This window comes from Lachnoclostridium edouardi (assembly GCF_900240245.1).
Taxonomy (GTDB): Bacteria; Bacillota; Clostridia; order Lachnospirales; family Lachnospiraceae; genus Lachnoclostridium_A; species Lachnoclostridium_A edouardi.
On record NZ_OESQ01000001.1, the window covers coordinates 3,279,785 to 3,299,871 of the forward strand.

Here is a 20,087-nt window from a genome sequence, read left to right on the forward strand (position 1 = left end):
AAGTAGCAGGAAATAAGAATATACCAATCTTTCACGGTTGGGCAATTCTGGTTTAAGCGGCCGGGATTGTCCGGCTGCGGAAAGTGAGGTCAAATTTGGGTTTATTTACAGACGGATTTAAGGAGCTGAAAAAAGCAAGTGAACCTTTGTATAAAGCACCTAAATCCATACAGGAAACGATTGAGATTATGAAGGTGGCTGAAAACGGTATCTTTGAAGTGGCAAGAAACCGTTTCTCGAAGTGCTATCGTTTTCAGGATATAAATTATATAACCACCAATGAAGTAGAGCAGATTGATATTTTTGAGAGATACTGTAAGTTCTTAAACTCTCTTGATGTCTGCTTTAAGATTACCATTAACAACAAAAATAAGGATATGCAAAAGGTAAGGGAATATGTCTTTTTGCAGGAGAAAAAAGATGCCTTTAATGTTTTCCGAAGAATCTATAACAAGATTATGGAAAAGAAAATCCATGAGGGCAGACAGGGCATTGAGCAGGAGCGTTATTTAACCATTACCATTGAGCGAAAGAACTTTGAGGAGGCAAAGGCACAGTTTGCAACCATTGAGGCAACGCTCCATAAGGAATTTAATGAGCTGGGAGCAGAGATTGTGTCACTTTCCGGCAATGAGCGTATCAAGGTACTTCATGACTTCTACCATTTAGGAGAGGAGGGTAGCTTTGACTTTGATATAAAGGAAGCACGAAAGGTTGGGGCAGACTTCCGTAATGATTTGTGCAATAAGATGATGCAGTTTTATCCTGACTATTTTAAGGATGATAACAAATATTGCAGGGCATTGTTTATTAAGAAATATCCGTCCAGCTTGTCTGACCGATTCTTAAATGAGATTACTTCCCTTCCGGTACACTCCATTACAAGTATTGATGTAGTGCCGATTCCAAAGGATATGACAACCAAAATTCTTCAGAAGAAATATCTTGGTATTGAGTCGGATATTATCAAGCAGCAGAGGGTAAGAAACAAGAACAACGATTTTTCTTCGGAAATCTCCTATAACAAGAGGATTGAGAAAAAGGAAATCGAGGAGATCATGGACGATGTGCGTGAGAATGACCAGTGCCTTTACTATGTGGCGGTAACGATTATTCTTATGGCAGATTCCAAAGAAGAATTAGAGAGTATGACAGAGACTGTGGAAACAATCGGTAAGAGAAATTCCGTAACCATTGAGGAGCATTACCTCAAACAGAGAGAGGCATTAAACACAGCACTCCCTATCGGCGTAAGACAGGTGGAAACCATGCGTACTATGCTGACACAGAGCCTTGCTGTTTTGATGCCTTTTAATGTGCAGGAACTTAATGACGGAACCGGCTGTTATTACGGTATCAATCAGGTATCGAAGAATATCAACATCGGCAATCGTAAGAAGCTGATTAACGGTAACGGGTTTGTATTTGGTGTTCCGGGTAGTGGAAAATCCTTCTTCTGTAAAATGGAAATGGGAAATGTCTTTCTTGGTACAGATGATGAAATCATCATTATCGATCCAATGAATGAATATTTTGACATTGCCCATACCTATGGCGGAACAGTAGTAAATATGTCAACCTATATGGACAACTATGTGAACCCTCTTGATATGGATGTCTGGAGTCTTGACTTAAACGACAGTAAAGGCATGATTCGTGAAAAGGGTGAGTTTATGCTCGGTCTTTGTGAGCAATGTATGGGTGAGAGTCTTAATTCCCGTCAGAAGTCTATCATTGACCGTTGTATCAGAAAGCTGTATATTGAGATTGCACGAAGCAGGGAGAAATATGTACCTGTGATGTCAGACTTCTATGATATTTTGATGAACCAGCCGGAGGAGGAAGCAAAAGACATTGCACTTTCCTTAGAGCTTTTTGTCAATGGTTCCCTTAACATCTTCAATCATCAGACGAATGTGGATGTGGATAACCGTTTTACGGTCTATGGTATCCGTGACTTGGGTACGGAGCTTAGTCCTATCACAATGCTTGTAATGATGGAGAGTATTCAGAACCGTATCATTGCAAACGGTAAGAGAGGTGTCGCAACATGGCTCTATATTGACGAGTTCCATGTGCTTCTTAATTCGGAATACTCTGCAAAATATTTGCAGCAGCTCTGGAAAAAAGTGCGTAAGCAAGGGGGATTATGCACAGGAATCACTCAGAATGTCGTCGATCTTTTGCAGAACTATACAGCGACAACCATGCTTGCCAATTCTGAGTTTTTAGCTCTCTTAAAGCAGGCAAACACAGACAGCTCCAAAATGGCAGAGGTTATCGGCGTATCAGAGGCACAGTTACGCTTTGTAACCAATACCCAGAGTGGTATGGGACTTATGAAGTGTGGCAATGTGGTAAATCCTTTTGACAATACCATTGAAAAGGGAACGGATTTATATAATCTGTACAACACGAACCTGCATGAAAAAATTGCCTTAGAAAAAAGCAAAAATGTCGTTGACAATGAATAATTTTGAGGTAATATTGTAGGAGATAAAAAATAGAACCTTGTGCCTGATATGCGTATAAACCGTATAAAATCCGGCGTATCAGCATATGATTAAAATGTCCTACCTATAAGGTATTTGCTGTAATATCAAAGCATTATACAGACGATAAATATTCACACATTGCGAAACTTGATAAGAGTATTGATTTGAAAGAGTGTCAGTTTGCGGAAGAAATTGAAAATCTGATAGAAAGAGACAAGTTGTAGTATGTCAGGGAAGAATCACCAAATGGTTGATGGCAGACTGCTCCAGATGGATAAGAAGTTTTCGGCATTAAAGGAAAGACAGAAAACAAAGATTGCAGAATGGTTTTATGAAGCATATCGTAAGAGCTACTTAGAATCCGGTAAGATACCGGGTAAGAAAGAGGAAGCAGAGATTATGTCTTATGTTTTTGACAAGGTGGAAGAAGCACAGATATGGATTCCAGCAGGAGAGCTTTATGACTATTACCATAGGAGAAAAAACAAACTTTTGAAGCGTTTGGAAAAGGAAATTAACAGAGAAGAAAAACAAAATGAAGGTAGCAATGACAGCATCTAAGCCAATGGTTTAGGTGCTATTTTTTTGCTCTTTTTTAGGAGGCAGGTGAGAGAAGTTGAATATTAAAAAGGTGGATGACAAGCCTATGGTCATTCATACCAAAGAGAAGACAAAGCTGCACGTAAAACAGAAGCCGGAGGCAAAAATAAAGGGCAGAAATGTCCTTGTGGTGGAAAAAGGTCCTAAGATAGCTGGTGCTGACAGGGATCATAAGGCAGACAGTAAAAAGACAGCTATGAAGGGTAAGCCTGATGCAAAGGAAGAAATCAGAAATTCCATGCAAAAGGAAAACGGTGTGTATGCCCGTATGCAGAAATCAAAGCAGGATAGCAAAAAGGCTGTCGGTAAGAAAAACAGTACAGCCAGCACCGTAGCCTCTGTGGGAGCAATGACAGTCTTAGACCAGATGGACGGTGGCAACGAAGTGTATGAATCCTATATGGTGGCAAAGACATTATCAGCTCCAGTTGAAAGTGCCACAGATGCAGGCAGAAGGTTATACCGTTCACAGGCAGCCAAAGCTCAGGCGAAGAAGATTAAAAAGGTGCAGTCAGGGAAGAAAATCGGTAGGAAAACTGCAAAGAACACAGCTAAATATACAGCGAAAAAAGCGGCTAAGGAAACTGCGAAAGAGACCGCGAAAACTGTTGCAAAGGAAGGTGCAAAAGTAACTGCAAAAGTAGTTTTAAGGTCGTAGGGCAGAAAACAGTTGACAAATGCTATCTTAAGAGTATAATAAAGAACAAATTTAATAATTCAAACCGTTGAGGCGGAGATAACGGCAATGATGCCTATACAGAGAACCCGTGTTGCTGAGAGTCGGGTAAGAAACAAGTTGTCAAATGGACCGCTGAGGGCGCAGTCAAAAGTGATGTTTGTGCTTACGCAAATTATTCACCTAGTATTCTGCGACGTTGTAGGCAGACGTAACTTGCCGGGGATATGTTGGTATCCTGCTAAGAGCACAGTGCTCTTACGATTGCAGTGAATTCAAGGTGGCACCGCGGATAATGCGACACTTTTATTTGTGTTTCTATTCGTCCTTGATGGAAATGTATATTTCTGTCAGGGGCGTTTTTTATTTCTTTGACAGTAAATATAATTCAAAGAATGAGGTGTAGGAGGTGCTTGTATGGTTCTTACGAAGCGATGGTGGCGCCGTTGGCGTCGAAAGGAACAGAGAAAAAAGGAAATGGAAGGACTTAATAATACAGACTCAGCATGAACTGAATGGAGGAACGAATTATGATTTATAACAATATTGACTTTGATACCTATTTTAAAAATTATCCTACAAAGGACGGATTCTTCGGCAGGTATGGTGGCTCTTATATTCCACCGGAATTGCAGGCCGCAATGGATGAAATTACTGAAGCATATAACACAATATGTAAATCCAGTAAGTTTATCAGTGAGTTGCGTCGCATCCGAAAGGAGTTTCAAGGACGTCCGACACCAATTTCTCATTTAGAGCGTTTGTCTGATAGCATTGGGAATGGTGTGCAGATCTATGTAAAACGAGAGGATTTGAACCACACGGGAGCGCATAAACTGAATCACTGTATGGGAGAAGGTCTGCTTGCAAAATACATGGGAAAGAAAAAAGTGATTGCAGAGACAGGTGCCGGTCAGCACGGAGTTGCCCTTGCAACAGCAGCAGCGTACTTTGGGTTAGAATGCGATATTTATATGGGAGCTGTGGATATAAAAAAGCAGGCACCAAATGTGGCTCGTATGAAGATTCTTGGTGCAAATGTAATTGAAGTAACAGATGGTCTTGCGACTCTTAAGGAAGCGGTAGATGCAGCTTTTATGGCATATTGCAAAGAATATAAGGATGCAATTTATTGTATTGGTTCGGTGGTAGGTCCCCATCCTTTTCCCATGATGGTGCGTGATTTCCAGAGTGTGGTGGGAATTGAGGCAAGAGAGCAGTTTCACGATATGACAGGTGAGCTTCCGGATGCAGTGGTTGCCTGCGTTGGAGGCGGTTCCAATGCGATGGGTATTTTCTCAGGATTTCTAAACGATCCGGTAAATATTTATGGTGTGGAACCTCTTGGTAAAGGAACAAGTCTTGGGGAACATGCAGCCAGCATAACCTATGGAACGGAAGGAATTATGCATGGCTTTAACAGCATTATGTTAAAGGACGAGAAAGGGGAACCGGCACCTGTTTATTCGGTTGCAAGTGGTCTTGATTATCCCTCTTGCGGACCGGAACATGCATTTTTGCATGATATTGGAAGAATTCAATATGAAACAGCAACGGACGAAGAAACCATAGACGCATTTTTCGCACTTTCCCGTATGGAAGGTATCATTCCCGCAATTGAAAGCTCTCATGCAGTGGCATATGCCATGAAGCTGGCGAAACAAATGGAAAAAGGTTCGATTTTGGTAAACTTATCCGGAAGAGGAGATAAGGACATGGATTATATTATTGAAAAATACGGAATTCGATAGAGAACTTTTACAGAAATAGAGAGAACCTGCCGGTTGTAGCATTCAACAGGCAGGTTCTTTTAAATTATTTATATGTCTGCAAAATCCCTTCTGCAATCTCGCGTCTGGTTACGCATCTGTCCATGGCTTGTTTTTCAATGTAACGGTGTGCATCGGCTTCCGTCATATTGCAGGCTTCAATCAATGCCCATTTTGCGCGATTGACAATACGAATTTCTGCCATTTTATCCTCTAAAGATAAGGTTTTCTTTTCGAGCTTGCGCAATCTTTCTCTGATGGAGCGCATCCAGTCCAAGGAAAGATTGATAGCGGCAGCAGAGGTAGGTTTGCGTAAAGTGAGGACACCATGCTCTAATACCTTGGAATAGGTTTCATCGTAGATATCGCCCTTTACTAATATAACAACAACTGTGCTTTTATTACTACAGACATCTATAGCAAATTTTCTTCCGAAATCATCCGGAAGAGGGGTATTTATGATAACGAGGTCATAAGCTCTTTCGCTAATTTTTTGCTGAGCAAGACTTATGCTTTTTACTATATCAACAGGAGAATAGTCCTTTGTTGGTAGTAACGCCAGTAAAGAACTGTTTAAACTTTCAGAGGCTGAAACGAGTAGCACACTGTAGATATGTTCTTTAAAAGGCATACGCATCCCTCCTTTCGTTCATCAGTATATTTTAGTCATTACAATATGCTTTAATCAGTGGGTCACATAAAATATTTTTGATGAACGTACTGTTTTTTGCTGTTTCTTTTGCAGCTTCCAAAGAGGTAGGAAGGTGCCTGAAATTCGCCAAAACTTCTTCGGAGGCGGTATATAAATTAATATCCGCGGCAGGCGGAAGCTCTAATTTGTTTTCAATACCATCCAGGCAGGCGTATATAATCAAGGCATAAGCGATATACGGATTCAGCATTGGATCAGGAGAACGAAGCTCCGCACGTATATAAGGACTGACCGCAGCAGGGATTCGAACCAACTGGGAACGGTTTTCAGCTGACCATGAAATGTATCCGGGAGCTTTATTGGTTCCCAAACGCTTATAGGAAGCCTCTAAAGGATTCAAAAATACTGTCATATCTGAAATGTGCTTTAGCACTCCGGCAATCGCACAGGACATGAGAGGATCCTTGTAAATTTCCTTGATGGAGAAATTTATGTGCATACCATTGCCGGGAAGTTTGTCCAAAGGCTTTGGTGAAAAGTCCGCATAGATTCCGTTTCTGTTTGCAATTGTCTTAACAACCGCAGAAAAGGTAAGAGCATCATCCGCAGCGGACAATGGATTGGAATTGCGGAAATCTATTTCATTTTGACCGGGACCTTCCTCATGGTGTGAGCTTTCCGGATAAATGCCCATCTGCTCCAGAGTCAGGCAAATTTCACGACGGATATTTTCACCTTTGTCCTCCGGTGCAATATCCATATAACTAGCTTGGTCATACGGTGTTTGGGTAGGATTCCCAAATTCATCACGATTAAAAAGATAGAATTCCATTTCTGAACCGAATTGGAAGTGATAGCCTTTTTCCGCGGCATCAGCGATGGCTTTTTTCAACAGTTGTCTGGTATCACATTCAAAAGGACTTCCATCGGGCCAGGTGATTTCACAAAGCATACGAACAACGCGTCCATGCTCAGGTCGCCAAGGTAAAATGACGAGAGTGGAAGGATCCGGATGTAAAAATAGGTCAGAATGAATACTGGTATCAAATCCTGCAATAGACCATGCATCTATTGCAATGCCGTGTTCAAAGGCACGATTTAATTCTGTAGGCATAATGGAGATGTTTTTTTGCTTTCCATATATGTCGCAAAATGCCAAGCGGATAAACTTCACATCTTCCTCTTCGACGAACTGCATAACTTCCTGTTTTGTGTAATTCATAGTGCACCTGCTTTCTTTATTAGTTTGCAACATACATTTGCTTGTACGGATTCTTGGAATCCGGAGTGATTATAGTAAAACAAGCATCCATTATGGTATCTGCGTCATATTCAAATGCAGTACAAAAAGAAGATATATATTCCCTAATTTCTGAAAGATCCTCATTTGTAGCGGTTCTAACAGATACATTGTCAGGAAAATGTATGTTTTTACAATTAGAGCGAAGAAACATTTTTCCGCCATGCATACCGGTACAAGGGAAGTTGCTGACAATTTCCTTTCCATCGCTGTCAATGCCCAAAGCAATAATAATGCCGCCTGCCTGATATTCACCAAGGAAACTTCCACAAACTCCGCCGATAATCATAACAGGACGTTTTTCCTTGTATTCCTTCATGTGAATACCGGCGCGGTATCCTGCATTTCCCTTAACGTAGATATGTCCTCCACGCATTGCATAGCCTGCAGCATCACCGATATTACCATGGATAATGATGTTTCCTTCATTCATAGTATCACCGACAGCATCCTGGGCATTTCCGAAAACAGTAATATTTGCACCGTTTAAGTATGCACCGAGAGCATTGCCGGGAGTTCCGGTAATGTTTATCTCTTTGTCCCTTAGTCCTGCAGCAATAAAACGTTGTCCAAGACAGTTTTTGATGGAAACATTTTCTTCGGATTCTCTGATTTTTGTATTAAGTAATTGGTAATCCATTTGTTTTGCATCTAATATCATCATAATTATACTGTACCTCCCAGTTTTTTTCCACGATATTTAGAAGAAAATGGAATAAGGGAAGGAGACTTCTTTAAAATATCAAAATTTAGGGTATTCAATGGAGTCTTTTCTCTTATGAGAGAAGTGTAAATACCGGCTCTATCCACATTTCCAATCAGCATAAAGCCAACAAGTAGATTGTCTTCTACGAATAATCTCTTGATGGAGTTTTCGCTTTTTTCTTCGTACATTTCACCGGTATATTTTCCGGCAGTAAGGGCATGAAGACCAAAGAAGCCAATGGCATTCATAGGAATTGCATTGTCAAAGGTATTTGTGTTTCCTGCCATGTTGAGTCCGGCACAATGTCCCTGCATATATGCGTTGGGAAGAATTGCAATGATACGTTTTTCTCCGGTGGTAGCATCACATCCCTGGGTACAGTCACCGGCTGCAAAAATATCTGGAAGAGATGTATGCATTGAATTATCAATGAGAATACCTCTATCTGTTTCGCCATTACAATCCTTAACAAGCGATATATTTGGACGAACACCAACAGCTAAAACTAAAACATCAAAGTGTACTTCTTTACCGCTCTTCATAAAAGCTGTATTCGTATCAAAACGTTCAGCACTGTCACCTAGCATGAAAGAGATACCGTGTTCTTCCAATTTCTTTTGCATCATTGAAGCACAAGAATCATCTAGAATACTAGAAAGTACTCTGGTGGCTAAGTCGCAAACAGTAATGCTCTTTACGCGCTTGCACAGTCCTTCGGCACACTTGAGACCGATGAGACCGGCTCCGACAATTAAAATCTGTGAGTGCTCGTCTATTGCCTGTTCGAGCTGTAGGGTGTCGTTTTCAGTCATAAAGGTATATTTGTTTGCTACTGTGTCAAGACCGGCAAAAGGGGGAATAAAAGGGGATGATCCGGTAGCGACGCAAAGAGAATCATAAGGAATTTGTCTGCCATTATCTAATAGAACAAAATGTTTTGCAGAGTTGATGGCTGTAACTGTTCCATAGACAAGTTCACAATTGTTTTCAGTATAAAAAGTGTCAGGACGGTATTTCATTTTTTCAAAGTCGGTTTTCCCTTGTAGGTAGTAGGAGATTAGAGGTCTGCAATATACCGGACGGTTTTCATTGGTAATCATGAATATTTTGCTTTCTTTATCAATGGTTCGAATACCTTCTATACATCCTACAGCAGCAATGCCGCCACCGATTATTACATATTGCTTCATTCTCGCTCACCTCTTTCCTCATATACAATTGCACGGTTAGGACACCCTTTGACGCAGGCAGGTTCACCACAACTGTTTTCCATGCATAGTTCACATTTTTGTACGGTGCCCTCTTCATTGTGAGAAATAGCACCATAGGGACAAACTAAAATGCAGGTATAGCAACCAATGCACTTTGTTTTATCAATAACCACAGTTCCGTCTGAAGATTTAGATAATGCACCGGAAATGCAGCTTTTGATGCATATTGGCTCTGTGCAGTGCCGACAGGATACCGCAAAAGTAATCCTTTCATCGTTTTCGACCCTGATTCGAGGATATATTGTATTGTCTTTCAAGGCTTTTACCATATCCTTATGACCGGAATTGGCAAAGGCACAGTTGTATTCACATAGATGGCATCCCAGACACCATTGTTCATTTACATATACTCTTTTCATATCATTCACCTGCATGTGAGATTCCAAGAATCTCAAGTTCCTTTTCTGTAAGATTGATACCTCGAAGCATTAAGCGATTACCACGTAACGCTTCAATGGAGTTGATACCCATACCGCCCATCAGCTCTTTGATTTCGTGCTTCCATGCTGTCATAAGGTTGATAAGACGCATGCTTCCTATTTCGGGATTCAGACGTTTTACAAGGTCCGGCTGTTGGGTAGCAATTCCCCAGTTGCATTTTCCGGTTTGACAGGTACGACATAAATGGCAACCCATTGCCAAAAGAGCAGCAGTTGCAATATAACAAGCATCTGCACCCAGAGCGATTGCTTTTACAACGTCGGAAGCACTTCGAATGCTACCGCCTACCACGAGGGATACATTATTTCGAATACCTTCCTCGCGGAGTCTCTGGTCACAGGCTGCAAGAGCAAGCTCAATAGGAATGCCCACATTATCACGGCTTCTGGTTGGTGCAGCTCCTGTGCCACCGCGGAAACCGTCTATTGCAATGATGTCAGCGCCGCTTCGTGCAATACCGCTGGCAATAGCCGCAATATTATGTACAGCAGCAACCTTTACAATGATTGGCTTTTTGTATTGTGTGGCCTCCTTTAAGGAATAAACCAACTGTCTTAAGTCCTCGATAGAATAAATATCATGATGAGGAGCAGGAGAGATTGCGTCGGAGCCTTCGGGAATCATTCTGGTGCGGGAAACGTCCCCAACAATTTTGGTGCCCGGAAGATGTCCGCCAATGCCCGGCTTAGCACCCTGGCCCATTTTTATTTCAACTGCAGCACCGGTTTTCAGATAATCCTCATGGACTCCGAAACGTCCGGAAGCAACCTGGACTATGGTATTGGGACCATATACATAGAAGTTTTCGTGTAAACCACCCTCACCGGTGTTATAATAAATACCCAGTTCACTTGCCGCAATTGCGAGGCTCTTGTGAGCATTATAGCTGATGGAGCCGTAGCTCATAGCGGAGAACATAACGGGCATAGAGAGTTCAAGCTGAGGACTGAGGTTATTCACAATCCTGCCATTTTCATCACGCTCAATGGAAGTCGGTTTTTTTCCCAGAAAAACACGGGTTTCCATAGGCTCGCGCAGAGGGTCAATGGGAGGATTGGTTACCTGGGAAGCATTGATTAATATTTTGTCCCAATATACCGGAAGTGGCTTGGGATTTCCCATGGATGAAAGTAAGACACCGCCACTGTTTGCCTGCTTATATATTTCTTTAATGGTATCGTTAGACCAGTTTGCATTTTCACGAAGCGTGCAGTCACTTTTTACAATCTTTAACGCTTTTGTAGGACATAGGGATACACAACGCTGGCAGTTAACACATTTAGAAGCATCGCATAACATGACATTACCTTCTTCATCGAAGCTATGTACTTCATTGGCACATTGGCGTTCACATACACGGCAGCCAATACAACGATTGTGATCTCTCACAACTTCAAATTCAGGATAAACATAGATATCATTCATTAGTATTTGCCCTCCTTAACTTTTACGATAACCGGTTCTCCACCGGCAGGAGCATATATATTCTCCGCATCCGGCTCCATAGTACGGATAGCAGCTTCCTCGCTGGCGATAAAGACTTTATCATCTTTCTCAGCAACTACCATAGAACGGAGCTTCAGTCTGTCATTAAGTGCCATAAGACCACCTCCAAAGCCTAAAATAATGGAAAATGGTCCGGTAATTAATAGACTGGAGAAGACGCTTCTTAAATAGGTTAGTTTCTCTTGTTCCGTTGCCTCTCTTTGCTTTATTGTGTTCCAAAAAGGAGCAGCAATTACAGATGCAGCGTCCTCTAAAGTGAGCTTTTGCCTGCGAAGCAGGTAATCTGCAATATAGGTAATTACCTCTGTATCAGTCTGAAGGGTACATTTGTAACCAAACATTTCAATAAAACGACGGTTTGCATCGTAGGATGAAATCTCACCATTATGTACAATGGAGTAATCGAGCAGTGCAAAGGGATGTGCACCACCCCACCAGCCGGGGGTATTAGTAGGGTACCTGCCATGTGCAGTCCAGCTGTATGCTTCATATTCCTCCAGACGATAGAAGTGTCCTACATCTTCAGGGAAACCAACCGCTTTAAATGCGCCCATGTTTTTGCCGGAGGAGAATACATAGCAACCCTGCATTTGGGTGTTGATTCTGGTTACAATACGAACCACATATTCCTTTTCATCCAATTGCATGGAAGCAAGGACAGAAGAAAGCGGCGATACAAAATACCGCCAGATTAAAGGCTCATCTGTAATGGCAGGTATTTTCCTGGTGGGTATATTTTCAGCCTTGACAATTTCAAAACTATCCTTTAGGAAGCGTTCGCATTCTGTTCGGCAATTGTGGTCATTATAAAAAATATGTAGAGCATACTGTTCTTTGTATTCCGGATAAATGCCATATGCAGCAAAGCCACCACCAAGACCGTTGGAGCGATCATGCATAGGCTTCATACTTTCAATAATTATTTCGCCTGTCATACGTTTTCCTTCTTTAGAAATGACGCCAGCGATGGCACATCCGGATGGGATTCTGATTTGACCTTCTTTTTTCATAAGCGTGAGTTCCTTTCGATAAAATAAAAAAGCAAAGGTGCTCATTTGAACAAGAGAAATTTCTCAATATTCAAATGAACACCTTTGCCCATTTGCGACTAATATAAACCCAGATGAGAGAATTGTCAATTACCAATTGAGATAAAAAATCAAAAATTATTTTTGAAAAAAACTGTTGACAACTAAATTGGCAGGGTGTAATATCACACTCGTAAAGGCAATGGCGTCTTTAAGGATTATAACCTTGAAGACTTCTTTGCCTTTTTTTGTTATCCAAATTGATATCAAATACAATATTTAAGCGAAGGAGGACAATCAGATGTCTTATGTTGATGAAGTGATTGAGCAGGTGGTAAAGCAAAATCCTGCAGAACCGGAATTCCATCAGGCAGTAAAGGAGGTTTTAGAATCTTTACGTGTTGTAGTGGAGGCAAATGAAGAAAAGTTCAGAAAGGATGCGTTGCTTGAGAGACTGGTTAATCCGGAAAGGCAGATTAAATTCAGAGTTCCATGGGTAGACGATAAGGGACAGGTACAGGTCAACACAGGATATCGTGTACAATTTAGCAGTGCGATTGGACCTTAGAAGGGAGGTCTGAGATTACATCCTTCCGTAAACTTAGGTATTATTAAATTCTTAGGATTTGAACAGATTTTCAAGAATTCACTTACCGGATTGCCTATTGGTGGTGGTAAGGGTGGTTCCGATTTTGACCCTAAGGGCAGGTCTGACAGAGAGGTAATGGCTTTTTGCCAGAGCTTTATGACAGAGCTTTGCAAGTACATAGGAGCAGATACAGATGTTCCTGCCGGTGATATTGGAACCGGAGCAAGAGAAATCGGTTATATGTTTGGACAGTATAAGAGAATCAGAGGCGTACATGAGGGCGTTCTTACCGGTAAAGGCTTAAGCTATGGTGGTTCCTTGGCAAGAACAGAAGCTACCGGTTACGGACTTTTATATCTGACAGAGGAGCTGTTGAAGCTCAATGGTATTTCTCTTGCAGGTAAGACGGTGGCAGTATCCGGTTCCGGTAATGTTGCAATCTATGCCACACAGAAGGCACAGCAGTTAGGTGCAAAGGTAGTTACAGTAAGTGATTCTACCGGCTGGATTTATGATCCCGAAGGTATTGATGTGGCTCTTCTTCAGGAAGTGAAGGAGGTTAAGCGTGCAAGACTTACCGAATATGCTGCTGCAAGAACTTCCGCACAGTATCATGACAAGGCTTCAGAGGGAACGAATCAGTGGTCTGTAAAGGTAGATATCGCACTTCCTTGTGCAACTCAGAACGAGTTAAGTCTGGAGGATGCAAAGACATTGGTTGCTAATGGATGTATTGCAGTTTGTGAAGGTGCAAACATGCCTACTACTATGGAAGCAACAGAATATTTGCAGAAAAATGGTGTGATTTTTGCACCGGGTAAGGCTGCAAACGCAGGTGGTGTTGCAACCTCTGCACTGGAAATGTCTCAGAATAGCGAGAGACTTAGCTGGTCATTTGAAGAGGTAGATTCTAAGCTGAAGGACATCATGGTAAATATCTGTCACAATATGGCTGATGCTGCAAAACGCTATGGTGCAGAAGGCAACTATGTTGTAGGTGCTAACATCGCCGGATTCGAGAAGGTGGTAGAGGCTATGACCGCACAGGGTGTGGTGTAAAATAAATATGTGAGATAAGGGCAAAGGCGTCTTTGATGTATATAAGCATTAAGGATGCCTTTCTCTATTTCAAGATAGAAAACAAGGAGGATTATTATGAAGAATGTTGCTGATTATTTTGGATGTTTGGTTTTTGATGACAGAGTAATGAAAGCCAATTTATCCTCAGAGGTATATCAATCTTTGAGGAAAACTATTGATGAAGGTGCCAGACTTGATTTGTCTGTAGCAAATGCCGTAGCTGAAGCTATGAAGGATTGGGCAGTTTCCAATGGAGCAACTCATTATACACATTGGTTTCAGCCGCTGACCGGTATCACTGCCGAAAAGCATGACAGTTTTATAACCCCTTCGCCGGATGGAAGAGTACTTATGGAGTTTTCCGGAAAGGAGTTGATTAAGGGAGAACCGGATGCATCATCTTTCCCTTCCGGAGGACTTAGAGCAACCTTCGAGGCAAGAGGATACACTGCATGGGATCCTACCTCTTATGCTTTTATTAAGGGCAAGACACTTTGTATTCCTACAGCGTTTTGTTCTTACGGTGGAGAGGCTTTGGATAAGAAAACACCGCTTCTTCGCTCTATGGAGGCATTAAATACACAGGCACTTCGTATTTTGCACCTGTTCGGAAATGATGATGTAAAGTGTGTGCGTACTTCGGTAGGTCCGGAGCAGGAATATTTTCTGGTGACCAGAGAGATGTATGAGAAGCGTAAGGATTTGATGTTTACCGGACGTACCCTGTTTGGTGCAAAGCCACCGAAAGGACAGGAATTGGATGATCACTATTTTGGTGTGATTAAGCCGAGAGTTGCTGCATATATGGAGGAGTTGAATGAGGAACTTTGGAAGTTAGGCATCCTGGCAAAGACAGAGCACAATGAAGTGGCTCCTGCGCAGCATGAATTGGCACCGATTTATACAACTACAAATATTGCAGCAGACCATAATCAGTTGACTATGGAAATTATGCAGAAGGTTGCCCTGAAGCATGGTTTGGTATGTTTGCTTCATGAAAAGCCTTTTGCAGGAGTTAACGGAAGTGGCAAGCATAACAACTGGTCTATGGCAACAGATAAGGGAGTGAATTTGCTTTCTCCCGGTGAGACACCTTATGAAAATGCACAGTTTTTATTATTCCTTTGTGCAGTTATTAAGGCGGTGGATGATTATCAGGATTTAATTCGTCTGTCCGTTGCAACCGCAGGAAATGACCACAGACTTGGTGCGAATGAGGCACCTCCTGCTGTAGTATCCATTTTCCTTGGAGATGAATTATCTGCTATCTTGGAAGCAATTGAGAAGAACGAGCCTTATAAGGGTACTAAAACGAAAACCATGAAGCTTGGCGTGGATGTCCTTCCGAAATTTGCAAGAGATACCACAGACCGTAACCGCACATCACCATTTGCATTTACCGGAAATAAATTTGAATTCAGAATGCTTGGATCTTCCAATAGTATTTCCTGTGCGAATATCATGCTGAATGCGGCAGTGGCAGAGAGCTTAAAGATTTATGCAGACCGCTTGGAAGGAGCAGAAGACTTTGAAACAGCTCTGCATGAAATGATTCGAAAGACAATCAAGGACCACAGGCATATTCTTTTCAATGGTAATGGTTATGATGAGTCATGGATTAAGGAGGCTACGGAAGAGAGAGGTCTGTTAAACTATAGAACCACACCTGATTGTATGCCTCACTTGCTGGATGAGAAGAATGTAAAAATGCTTACGGCTCACAAGATTTTCTCAGAGGCAGAATTGAAGTCCAGATGTGAGATTATGCTGGAGAACTACTGCAAGACGGTTACCATTGAGGCAAATACCATGGTAGATATGGCAAGAAAGCAGACTTTGCCGGCAGTAGAGGAGTATGCATTTGCAGTTGCGCAGACCGCAAAGGCAAAAAAGGAGGTTTCTTCTGAGATTGCATGTGCTTATGAGAAAAATGCGGTGGCAAAATTGTCCTTACTTGCAGATCAAATTGCAGTTAAGACAGATGAGTTAGAAAAGGCAGTTTTCACACTAAAAGATGCTGCAACAGTGGAAGAAGAGTCCTATGCAATCAGAGATACGATTCTTGTTAAGATGGCAGAGCTTCGTGCTGTAGCGGATGAGGCAGAAAACATGACTGCGCAGAAGTACTGGCCGTTCCCAACCTATGCAGATTTATTATTTGGTGTGAAATAAGCAGATTCCCAAGGAAGAAAAGAGGTTGATATTATGACAGTAGAGTTTTGGTTTCTAATTGGTGCAGCACTTGTATTTTGGATGCAGGCAGGCTTTGCGATGGTTGAGACAGGATTTACCAGGGCTAAAAATGCAGGAAATATCATTATGAAGAATCTAATGGATTTTTGTATTGGTACAGTTGTATTTTCTTTGCTTGGATATACGTTGATGATGGGCGAAGACATGTTTTTTGGACTTATTGGTAAGCCTAATTTAGACCTTTTTACTAATTTTAAGGAATTTATTGCCAGCCCAGCAGATGGCAGTTTTACCGGCGCATCTACATTTGTATTTAACTTAGTATTTTGCGCCACAACAGCAACGATTGTATCAGGCGCAATGGCGGAACGTACTAAGTTTTCCGCATACTGCATTTATTCTGCCATCATTTCGCTTTTTGTATATCCAATCGAAGCACACTGGATTTGGGGTGGTGGCTGGTTATCACAGTTAGGTTTTCATGATTATGCCGGCTCCTGTGCAATTCACATGGTTGGCGGTATTGCGGCTTTGGTAGGTGCAATTATACTTGGACCACGTATTGGAAAGTATGTGAAGGATGAAAATGGAAAAGTTATAAAGGTAAATGCCATTCCCGGACATTCTATTCCGTTAGGTGCATTAGGCGTATTTATTCTTTGGCTTGGCTGGTATGGTTTTAACGGTGCAGCAGCGACCTCGGCATCGGAACTAGCCTCTATTTTCCTGACTACTACGATTGCACCTGCAGTAGCTACCTGCACAACTATGATTTATACATGGGTAAAAAATGGAAAGCCGGATGTGTCTATGTGCTTAAATGCATCCTTAGCAGGTTTGGTGGGTATTACTGCTGGATGTGTAGCGCTGGATGCTATAGGAGCAACTGTCGTTGGTATTGTATCCGGTATACTGGTAGTAGTTGTTGTTGAAGCTCTTGACTTAAAACTTCATATTGATGATCCTGTCGGCGCAGTTGGTGTACATATGGCAAATGGTATCTGGGGTACTTTAGCAGTTGGTTTATTAGCCAACCCGGATGCACCCGCAGGACTTGATGGATTGTTTTATACAGGGTCAGCAAAACAGCTCGGAATTCAGGCACTTGGTGTAGTAGCAGTAGTAGCATATGCCATTATTGTAATGACTGTTGCATTCAAAATCATTGATAAGGTTCATGGACTTCGAGCATCTGCAGAAGAGGAAATTGCGGGACTTGACCGTATGGAGCATGGTTTGCCAAGTGCATATGCAGATTTTGTTCCTTCAGTTGAAAAGTATGCAGAGTTTTTACCTGAGGAACCTATTGTAGCAGTAACAGGAGATATTCCGGTAGCAGAGGCAATACCTGTTAAGAAGATGCCTTCCTTTGAGGATGGTACAGTTAAGTTTACGAAAATTGAAATTGTATTCAAAGAGGAAAAATTGTATGCATTGAAGGAGGCTATGAGTAAACTTGGCATTACCGGCATGACAGTATCGCATGTAATGGGATATGGTCAGCAGAAGGGTAAACCGGAATATTATAGAGGTGTTGCCGTAGAAACCAATCTTTTGCCTAAGGTACAGGTAGACATGGTGGTTAGTAAAGTTCCTGTACGAGATGTAATTGAGACAGTTAAGAAGGTTCTTTATACGGGTCATATCGGAGACGGAAAGATTTTCGTATATGATGTGGAAAATGTTGTAAAGGTTAGAACCGGTGAAGAAGGCTATGCGGCCCTTCAGGATGTAGAATAAATATTATGTGAGAAAAGCGTTTGAGAAAAGAGAAGTATCACAGGGATTCACTTACAGCGAGCATGGGATGGTGGGAGCCATGTAGCAGAGCCTGTGTGAATAACACTATTCGAGCTGCAATCTGAAAAGGAAACTTAGTAGGTGCGCCGTCCGTCGCGCGTTATACGGCAGGGCTTTGTTAGAAGCTTATGAATGAAGAACAAATACAGGTGGCACCGCGAGAACAGCACTTGCCCTGTAGGATGCTGAATATTTTTTGGAGGAAATTGTTTATGTGTTCTATAATGGGTTTTTGTGGCAGCGGTGTCACTTATGATTTATTTAAAAAGGGTTTTGATAAAACCATATCCAGAGGTCCAGATGATACGAAAATTATTGATATAGGCAAAGGAATTTTAGGATTTCACAGACTGGCGATTATGGGGCTTCATCCGGAAGGCATGCAGCCATTTGAAATGGATGGAAGCTATGTGGTATGTAACGGTGAAATCTATGGATTTGAAGAAATAAGGGAAGGTTTGATACAAAAAGGCTACTCATTTGTCAGTGAAAGTGATTGTGAAATATTATTGCCGCTATACAAAGAGCTTGGCGTAGAGATGTTTTCTATGTTAGATGCGGAATTTGCACTGATTATGTATGATAAAGGAGAAGACAAATTTATTGCTGCCCGTGATCCCATTGGTATTCGTCCATTGTATTACGGGTATGACGAAAGCGGAGTGATTTGTTTTGCCAGTGAGCCGAAGAACCTGGTAGGGATAGTCGAAAAGATTATGCCTTTTCCACCCGGACATTATTACATAGATGGCCAATTTATCTCTTATCGCGATTTAACGGTAGTGGAAAAAATTTGTTATGACGATGTGGAAGTGATTTGCAAAAATATTCATGATAAGCTGGTTTCCGGTGTGGAAAAGCGACTGGTCGCAGATGCAAAGGTAGGCTTTTTATTATCAGGCGGATTGGATTCTTCCCTTGTATGTGCCATAGCGACAAAGAAATCCAAAGAGCCCATTAAAACCTTTGCCATAGGGATGAGCGAGGATGCCATTGATTTAAAGTATGCAAAGCAGGTAGCGGATTATATTGGCAGTGACCATACAGAGGTAATTATGTCAAAGGATGATGTGATTGCTTATCTTGAAACGGTGATAGAGCTTCTCGGAACCTATGATATTACTACTATCCGGGCAAGCATGGGAATGTATCTGGTATGTAAGGCAATTCATGAGAATACAGATATCCGGGTTTTGCTGACGGGAGAAATATCAGATGAACTGTTTGGTTATAAATATACTGATTTTGCACCAAGCGCAGAGGAATTTCAGAAGGAATCGGCAAAAAGAATCCGAGAGCTTCATATGTATGATGTGCTTCGTGCTGACCGTTGTATTTCTGTAAATTCCCTGGAGGCAAGAGTTCCCTTTGGTGATTTGGATTTTGTGGAATATGTAATGTCAATTGACCCGGAAAAGAAACTGAACAAATACGGCAAGGGTAAGTATTTGCTTCGTCATGCCTTTGAAGGTAATTATCTTCCTGAGGAAATATTGTATCGCGAAAAGGCGGCATTTTCAGATGCAGTAGGACACTCTATGGTGGATTATTTGAAAGCCTATGCAGAAGTGAAATATACAGACGAAGAATATGAAGAGAGACGAAAAAAATATAGTTATGCCAGACCTTTTACCAAGGAATCATTGCTGTATCGCGAGATTTTTGAGAAATATTATCCCGGTCAGGCAAGTATGGTAGTGGATTTCTGGATGCCGAATAAGGAATGGGAAGGCTGTAATGTGGCTGACCCATCAGCCAGAGTGCTTGCAAACTACGGGGACAGTGGGAAATAATAATGGCGTGGCTGAGTAGTTACATTTTATCCAGGATTCTTTTGAAAAGTAATTGACATTCTTTGCAGTAAGATGTAGAATAATCTGCGTAAAGGCAAAGGCGTCTTTAAGTTTAAATAACTTAAAGGTGCCTTTGTCTTTTTTTGTGCGCATCAGCACCTCGAGAACAATTGTTCTCGAGGTGCTGA

General features: G+C 41.7%; 14 protein-coding genes and 1 pseudogene. 8 read left to right on the forward strand and 7 right to left on the reverse strand.

Going from position 1 to position 20,087, the window contains the following annotated elements; genetic code table 11:
• The first annotated feature begins 95 nt into the window (after nt 1-95).
• From C1A07_RS15820 to trpB, 4 genes are all read left to right on the forward strand, one after another.
• The gene (locus C1A07_RS15820; RefSeq protein WP_101877955.1) at nt 96-2,474 is read left to right on the forward strand and encodes a VirB4-like conjugal transfer ATPase, CD1110 family; all 2,379 of its coding nucleotides are present in this window, start codon (nt 96-98) and stop codon (nt 2,472-2,474) included.
• 291 nt (nt 2,475-2,765) lie between these two features.
• The gene (locus tag C1A07_RS15825) at nt 2,766-3,056 is read left to right on the forward strand and encodes a transposase (RefSeq protein WP_145996068.1); all 291 of its coding nucleotides are present in this window, start codon (nt 2,766-2,768) and stop codon (nt 3,054-3,056) included.
• 55 nt (nt 3,057-3,111) lie between these two features.
• Entirely contained in the window at nt 3,112-3,753 is a 642-nt protein-coding gene (locus C1A07_RS15830) for a hypothetical protein (protein WP_101877957.1), read from the forward strand.
• A gap of 563 nt (nt 3,754-4,316) precedes the next feature.
• The gene (gene trpB / locus C1A07_RS15840) at nt 4,317-5,522 is read left to right on the forward strand and encodes a tryptophan synthase subunit beta (protein WP_101878180.1); all 1,206 of its coding nucleotides are present in this window, start codon (nt 4,317-4,319) and stop codon (nt 5,520-5,522) included.
• Between the two features lie 64 nt (nt 5,523-5,586).
• On the opposite strand, the gene C1A07_RS15845 is transcribed toward trpB, so the two are convergent.
• From C1A07_RS15845 to C1A07_RS15875, 7 genes are read right to left on the reverse strand one after another with little or no spacing between them, the layout of a single operon-like run.
• Nucleotides 5,587-6,171, reverse strand: a complete 585-nt coding sequence (locus C1A07_RS15845) for an ANTAR domain-containing response regulator (RefSeq protein WP_101877959.1) — start codon at nt 6,169-6,171, stop codon at nt 5,587-5,589.
• A 31-nt stretch (nt 6,172-6,202) separates the two neighbouring features.
• Complete coding sequence (locus tag C1A07_RS15850) at nt 6,203-7,414, reverse strand: glutamine synthetase family protein (protein ID WP_101877960.1); 1,212 nt, start codon at nt 7,412-7,414, stop codon at nt 6,203-6,205.
• Nucleotides 7,415-7,433: 19 nt separating this feature from the next.
• Nucleotides 7,434-8,156: a GltB/FmdC/FwdC-like GXGXG domain-containing protein gene (locus tag C1A07_RS15855; RefSeq protein ID WP_101877961.1), complete on the reverse strand. Its 723-nt coding sequence runs from the start codon at nt 8,154-8,156 to the stop codon at nt 7,434-7,436.
• 2 nt (nt 8,157-8,158) lie between these two features.
• Entirely contained in the window at nt 8,159-9,388 is a 1,230-nt protein-coding gene (locus tag C1A07_RS15860; protein WP_101877962.1) for an NAD(P)/FAD-dependent oxidoreductase, read from the reverse strand.
• Entirely contained in the window at nt 9,385-9,843 is a 459-nt protein-coding gene (locus C1A07_RS16820; RefSeq protein WP_334293512.1) for a 4Fe-4S dicluster domain-containing protein, read from the reverse strand. The genes C1A07_RS15860 and C1A07_RS16820 overlap by 4 nt, the downstream gene beginning before the upstream one ends.
• On the reverse strand, nt 9,830-11,335 hold the full coding sequence (locus C1A07_RS15870; protein WP_101877964.1) for a glutamate synthase-related protein: 1,506 nt from the start codon (nt 11,333-11,335) through the stop codon (nt 9,830-9,832). The genes C1A07_RS16820 and C1A07_RS15870 overlap by 14 nt, the downstream gene beginning before the upstream one ends.
• Entirely contained in the window at nt 11,335-12,426 is a 1,092-nt protein-coding gene (locus C1A07_RS15875; RefSeq protein WP_101877965.1) for a class II glutamine amidotransferase, read from the reverse strand. The genes C1A07_RS15870 and C1A07_RS15875 overlap by 1 nt, the downstream gene beginning before the upstream one ends.
• Nucleotides 12,427-12,745: 319 nt before the next feature.
• Here C1A07_RS15875 and gdhA point away from each other — a divergent pair.
• The 4 genes and pseudogenes from gdhA to asnB all read left to right on the forward strand — a co-directional run bounded on the left by gdhA (nt 12,746) and on the right by asnB (nt 19,899).
• Nucleotides 12,746-14,092 (forward strand): annotated as a pseudogene (gene gdhA / locus C1A07_RS15880) (NADP-specific glutamate dehydrogenase).
• 96 nt (nt 14,093-14,188) lie between these two features.
• Nucleotides 14,189-16,285 (forward strand): glutamine synthetase III family protein, encoded by a 2,097-nt coding sequence (locus C1A07_RS15885; protein ID WP_101877966.1) that lies wholly within the window; start codon nt 14,189-14,191, stop codon nt 16,283-16,285.
• Between the two features lie 33 nt (nt 16,286-16,318).
• A complete protein-coding gene (locus C1A07_RS15890) occupies nt 16,319-18,046 on the forward strand; it encodes an ammonium transporter (protein ID WP_101877967.1) in 1,728 nt (575 codons plus the stop codon).
• A 272-nt stretch (nt 18,047-18,318) separates the two neighbouring features.
• Complete coding sequence (gene asnB, locus C1A07_RS15895; protein ID WP_101877968.1) at nt 18,319-19,899, forward strand: asparagine synthase B; 1,581 nt, start codon at nt 18,319-18,321, stop codon at nt 19,897-19,899.
• Nucleotides 19,900-20,087: the final 188 nt, after the last annotated feature.

What these genes read in the sequence shown, in the direction of transcription:
- C1A07_RS15825 (WP_145996068.1), top strand. Translation starts at nt 2,766, where the DNA reads ATGGATAAGAAGTTTTCGGCATTAAAGGAAAGACAGAAAACAAAGATT.
- C1A07_RS15845 (WP_101877959.1), bottom strand. Translation starts at nt 6,171, where the DNA reads ATGCCTTTTAAAGAACATATCTACAGTGTGCTACTCGTTTCAGCCTCT.
- C1A07_RS15850 (WP_101877960.1), bottom strand. Translation starts at nt 7,414, where the DNA reads ATGAATTACACAAAACAGGAAGTTATGCAGTTCGTCGAAGAGGAAGAT.
- C1A07_RS15855 (WP_101877961.1), bottom strand. Translation starts at nt 8,156, where the DNA reads ATGATGATATTAGATGCAAAACAAATGGATTACCAATTACTTAATACA.
- C1A07_RS15860 (WP_101877962.1), bottom strand. Translation starts at nt 9,388, where the DNA reads ATGAAGCAATATGTAATAATCGGTGGCGGCATTGCTGCTGTAGGATGT.
- C1A07_RS16820 (WP_334293512.1), bottom strand. Translation starts at nt 9,843, where the DNA reads ATGCAGGTGAATGATATGAAAAGAGTATATGTAAATGAACAATGGTGT.
- C1A07_RS15870 (WP_101877964.1), bottom strand. Translation starts at nt 11,335, where the DNA reads ATGAATGATATCTATGTTTATCCTGAATTTGAAGTTGTGAGAGATCAC.
- C1A07_RS15875 (WP_101877965.1), bottom strand. Translation starts at nt 12,426, where the DNA reads ATGAAAAAAGAAGGTCAAATCAGAATCCCATCCGGATGTGCCATCGCT.
- C1A07_RS15885 (WP_101877966.1), top strand. Translation starts at nt 14,189, where the DNA reads ATGAAGAATGTTGCTGATTATTTTGGATGTTTGGTTTTTGATGACAGA.
- C1A07_RS15890 (WP_101877967.1), top strand. Translation starts at nt 16,319, where the DNA reads ATGACAGTAGAGTTTTGGTTTCTAATTGGTGCAGCACTTGTATTTTGG.
- asnB (WP_101877968.1), top strand. Translation starts at nt 18,319, where the DNA reads ATGTGTTCTATAATGGGTTTTTGTGGCAGCGGTGTCACTTATGATTTA.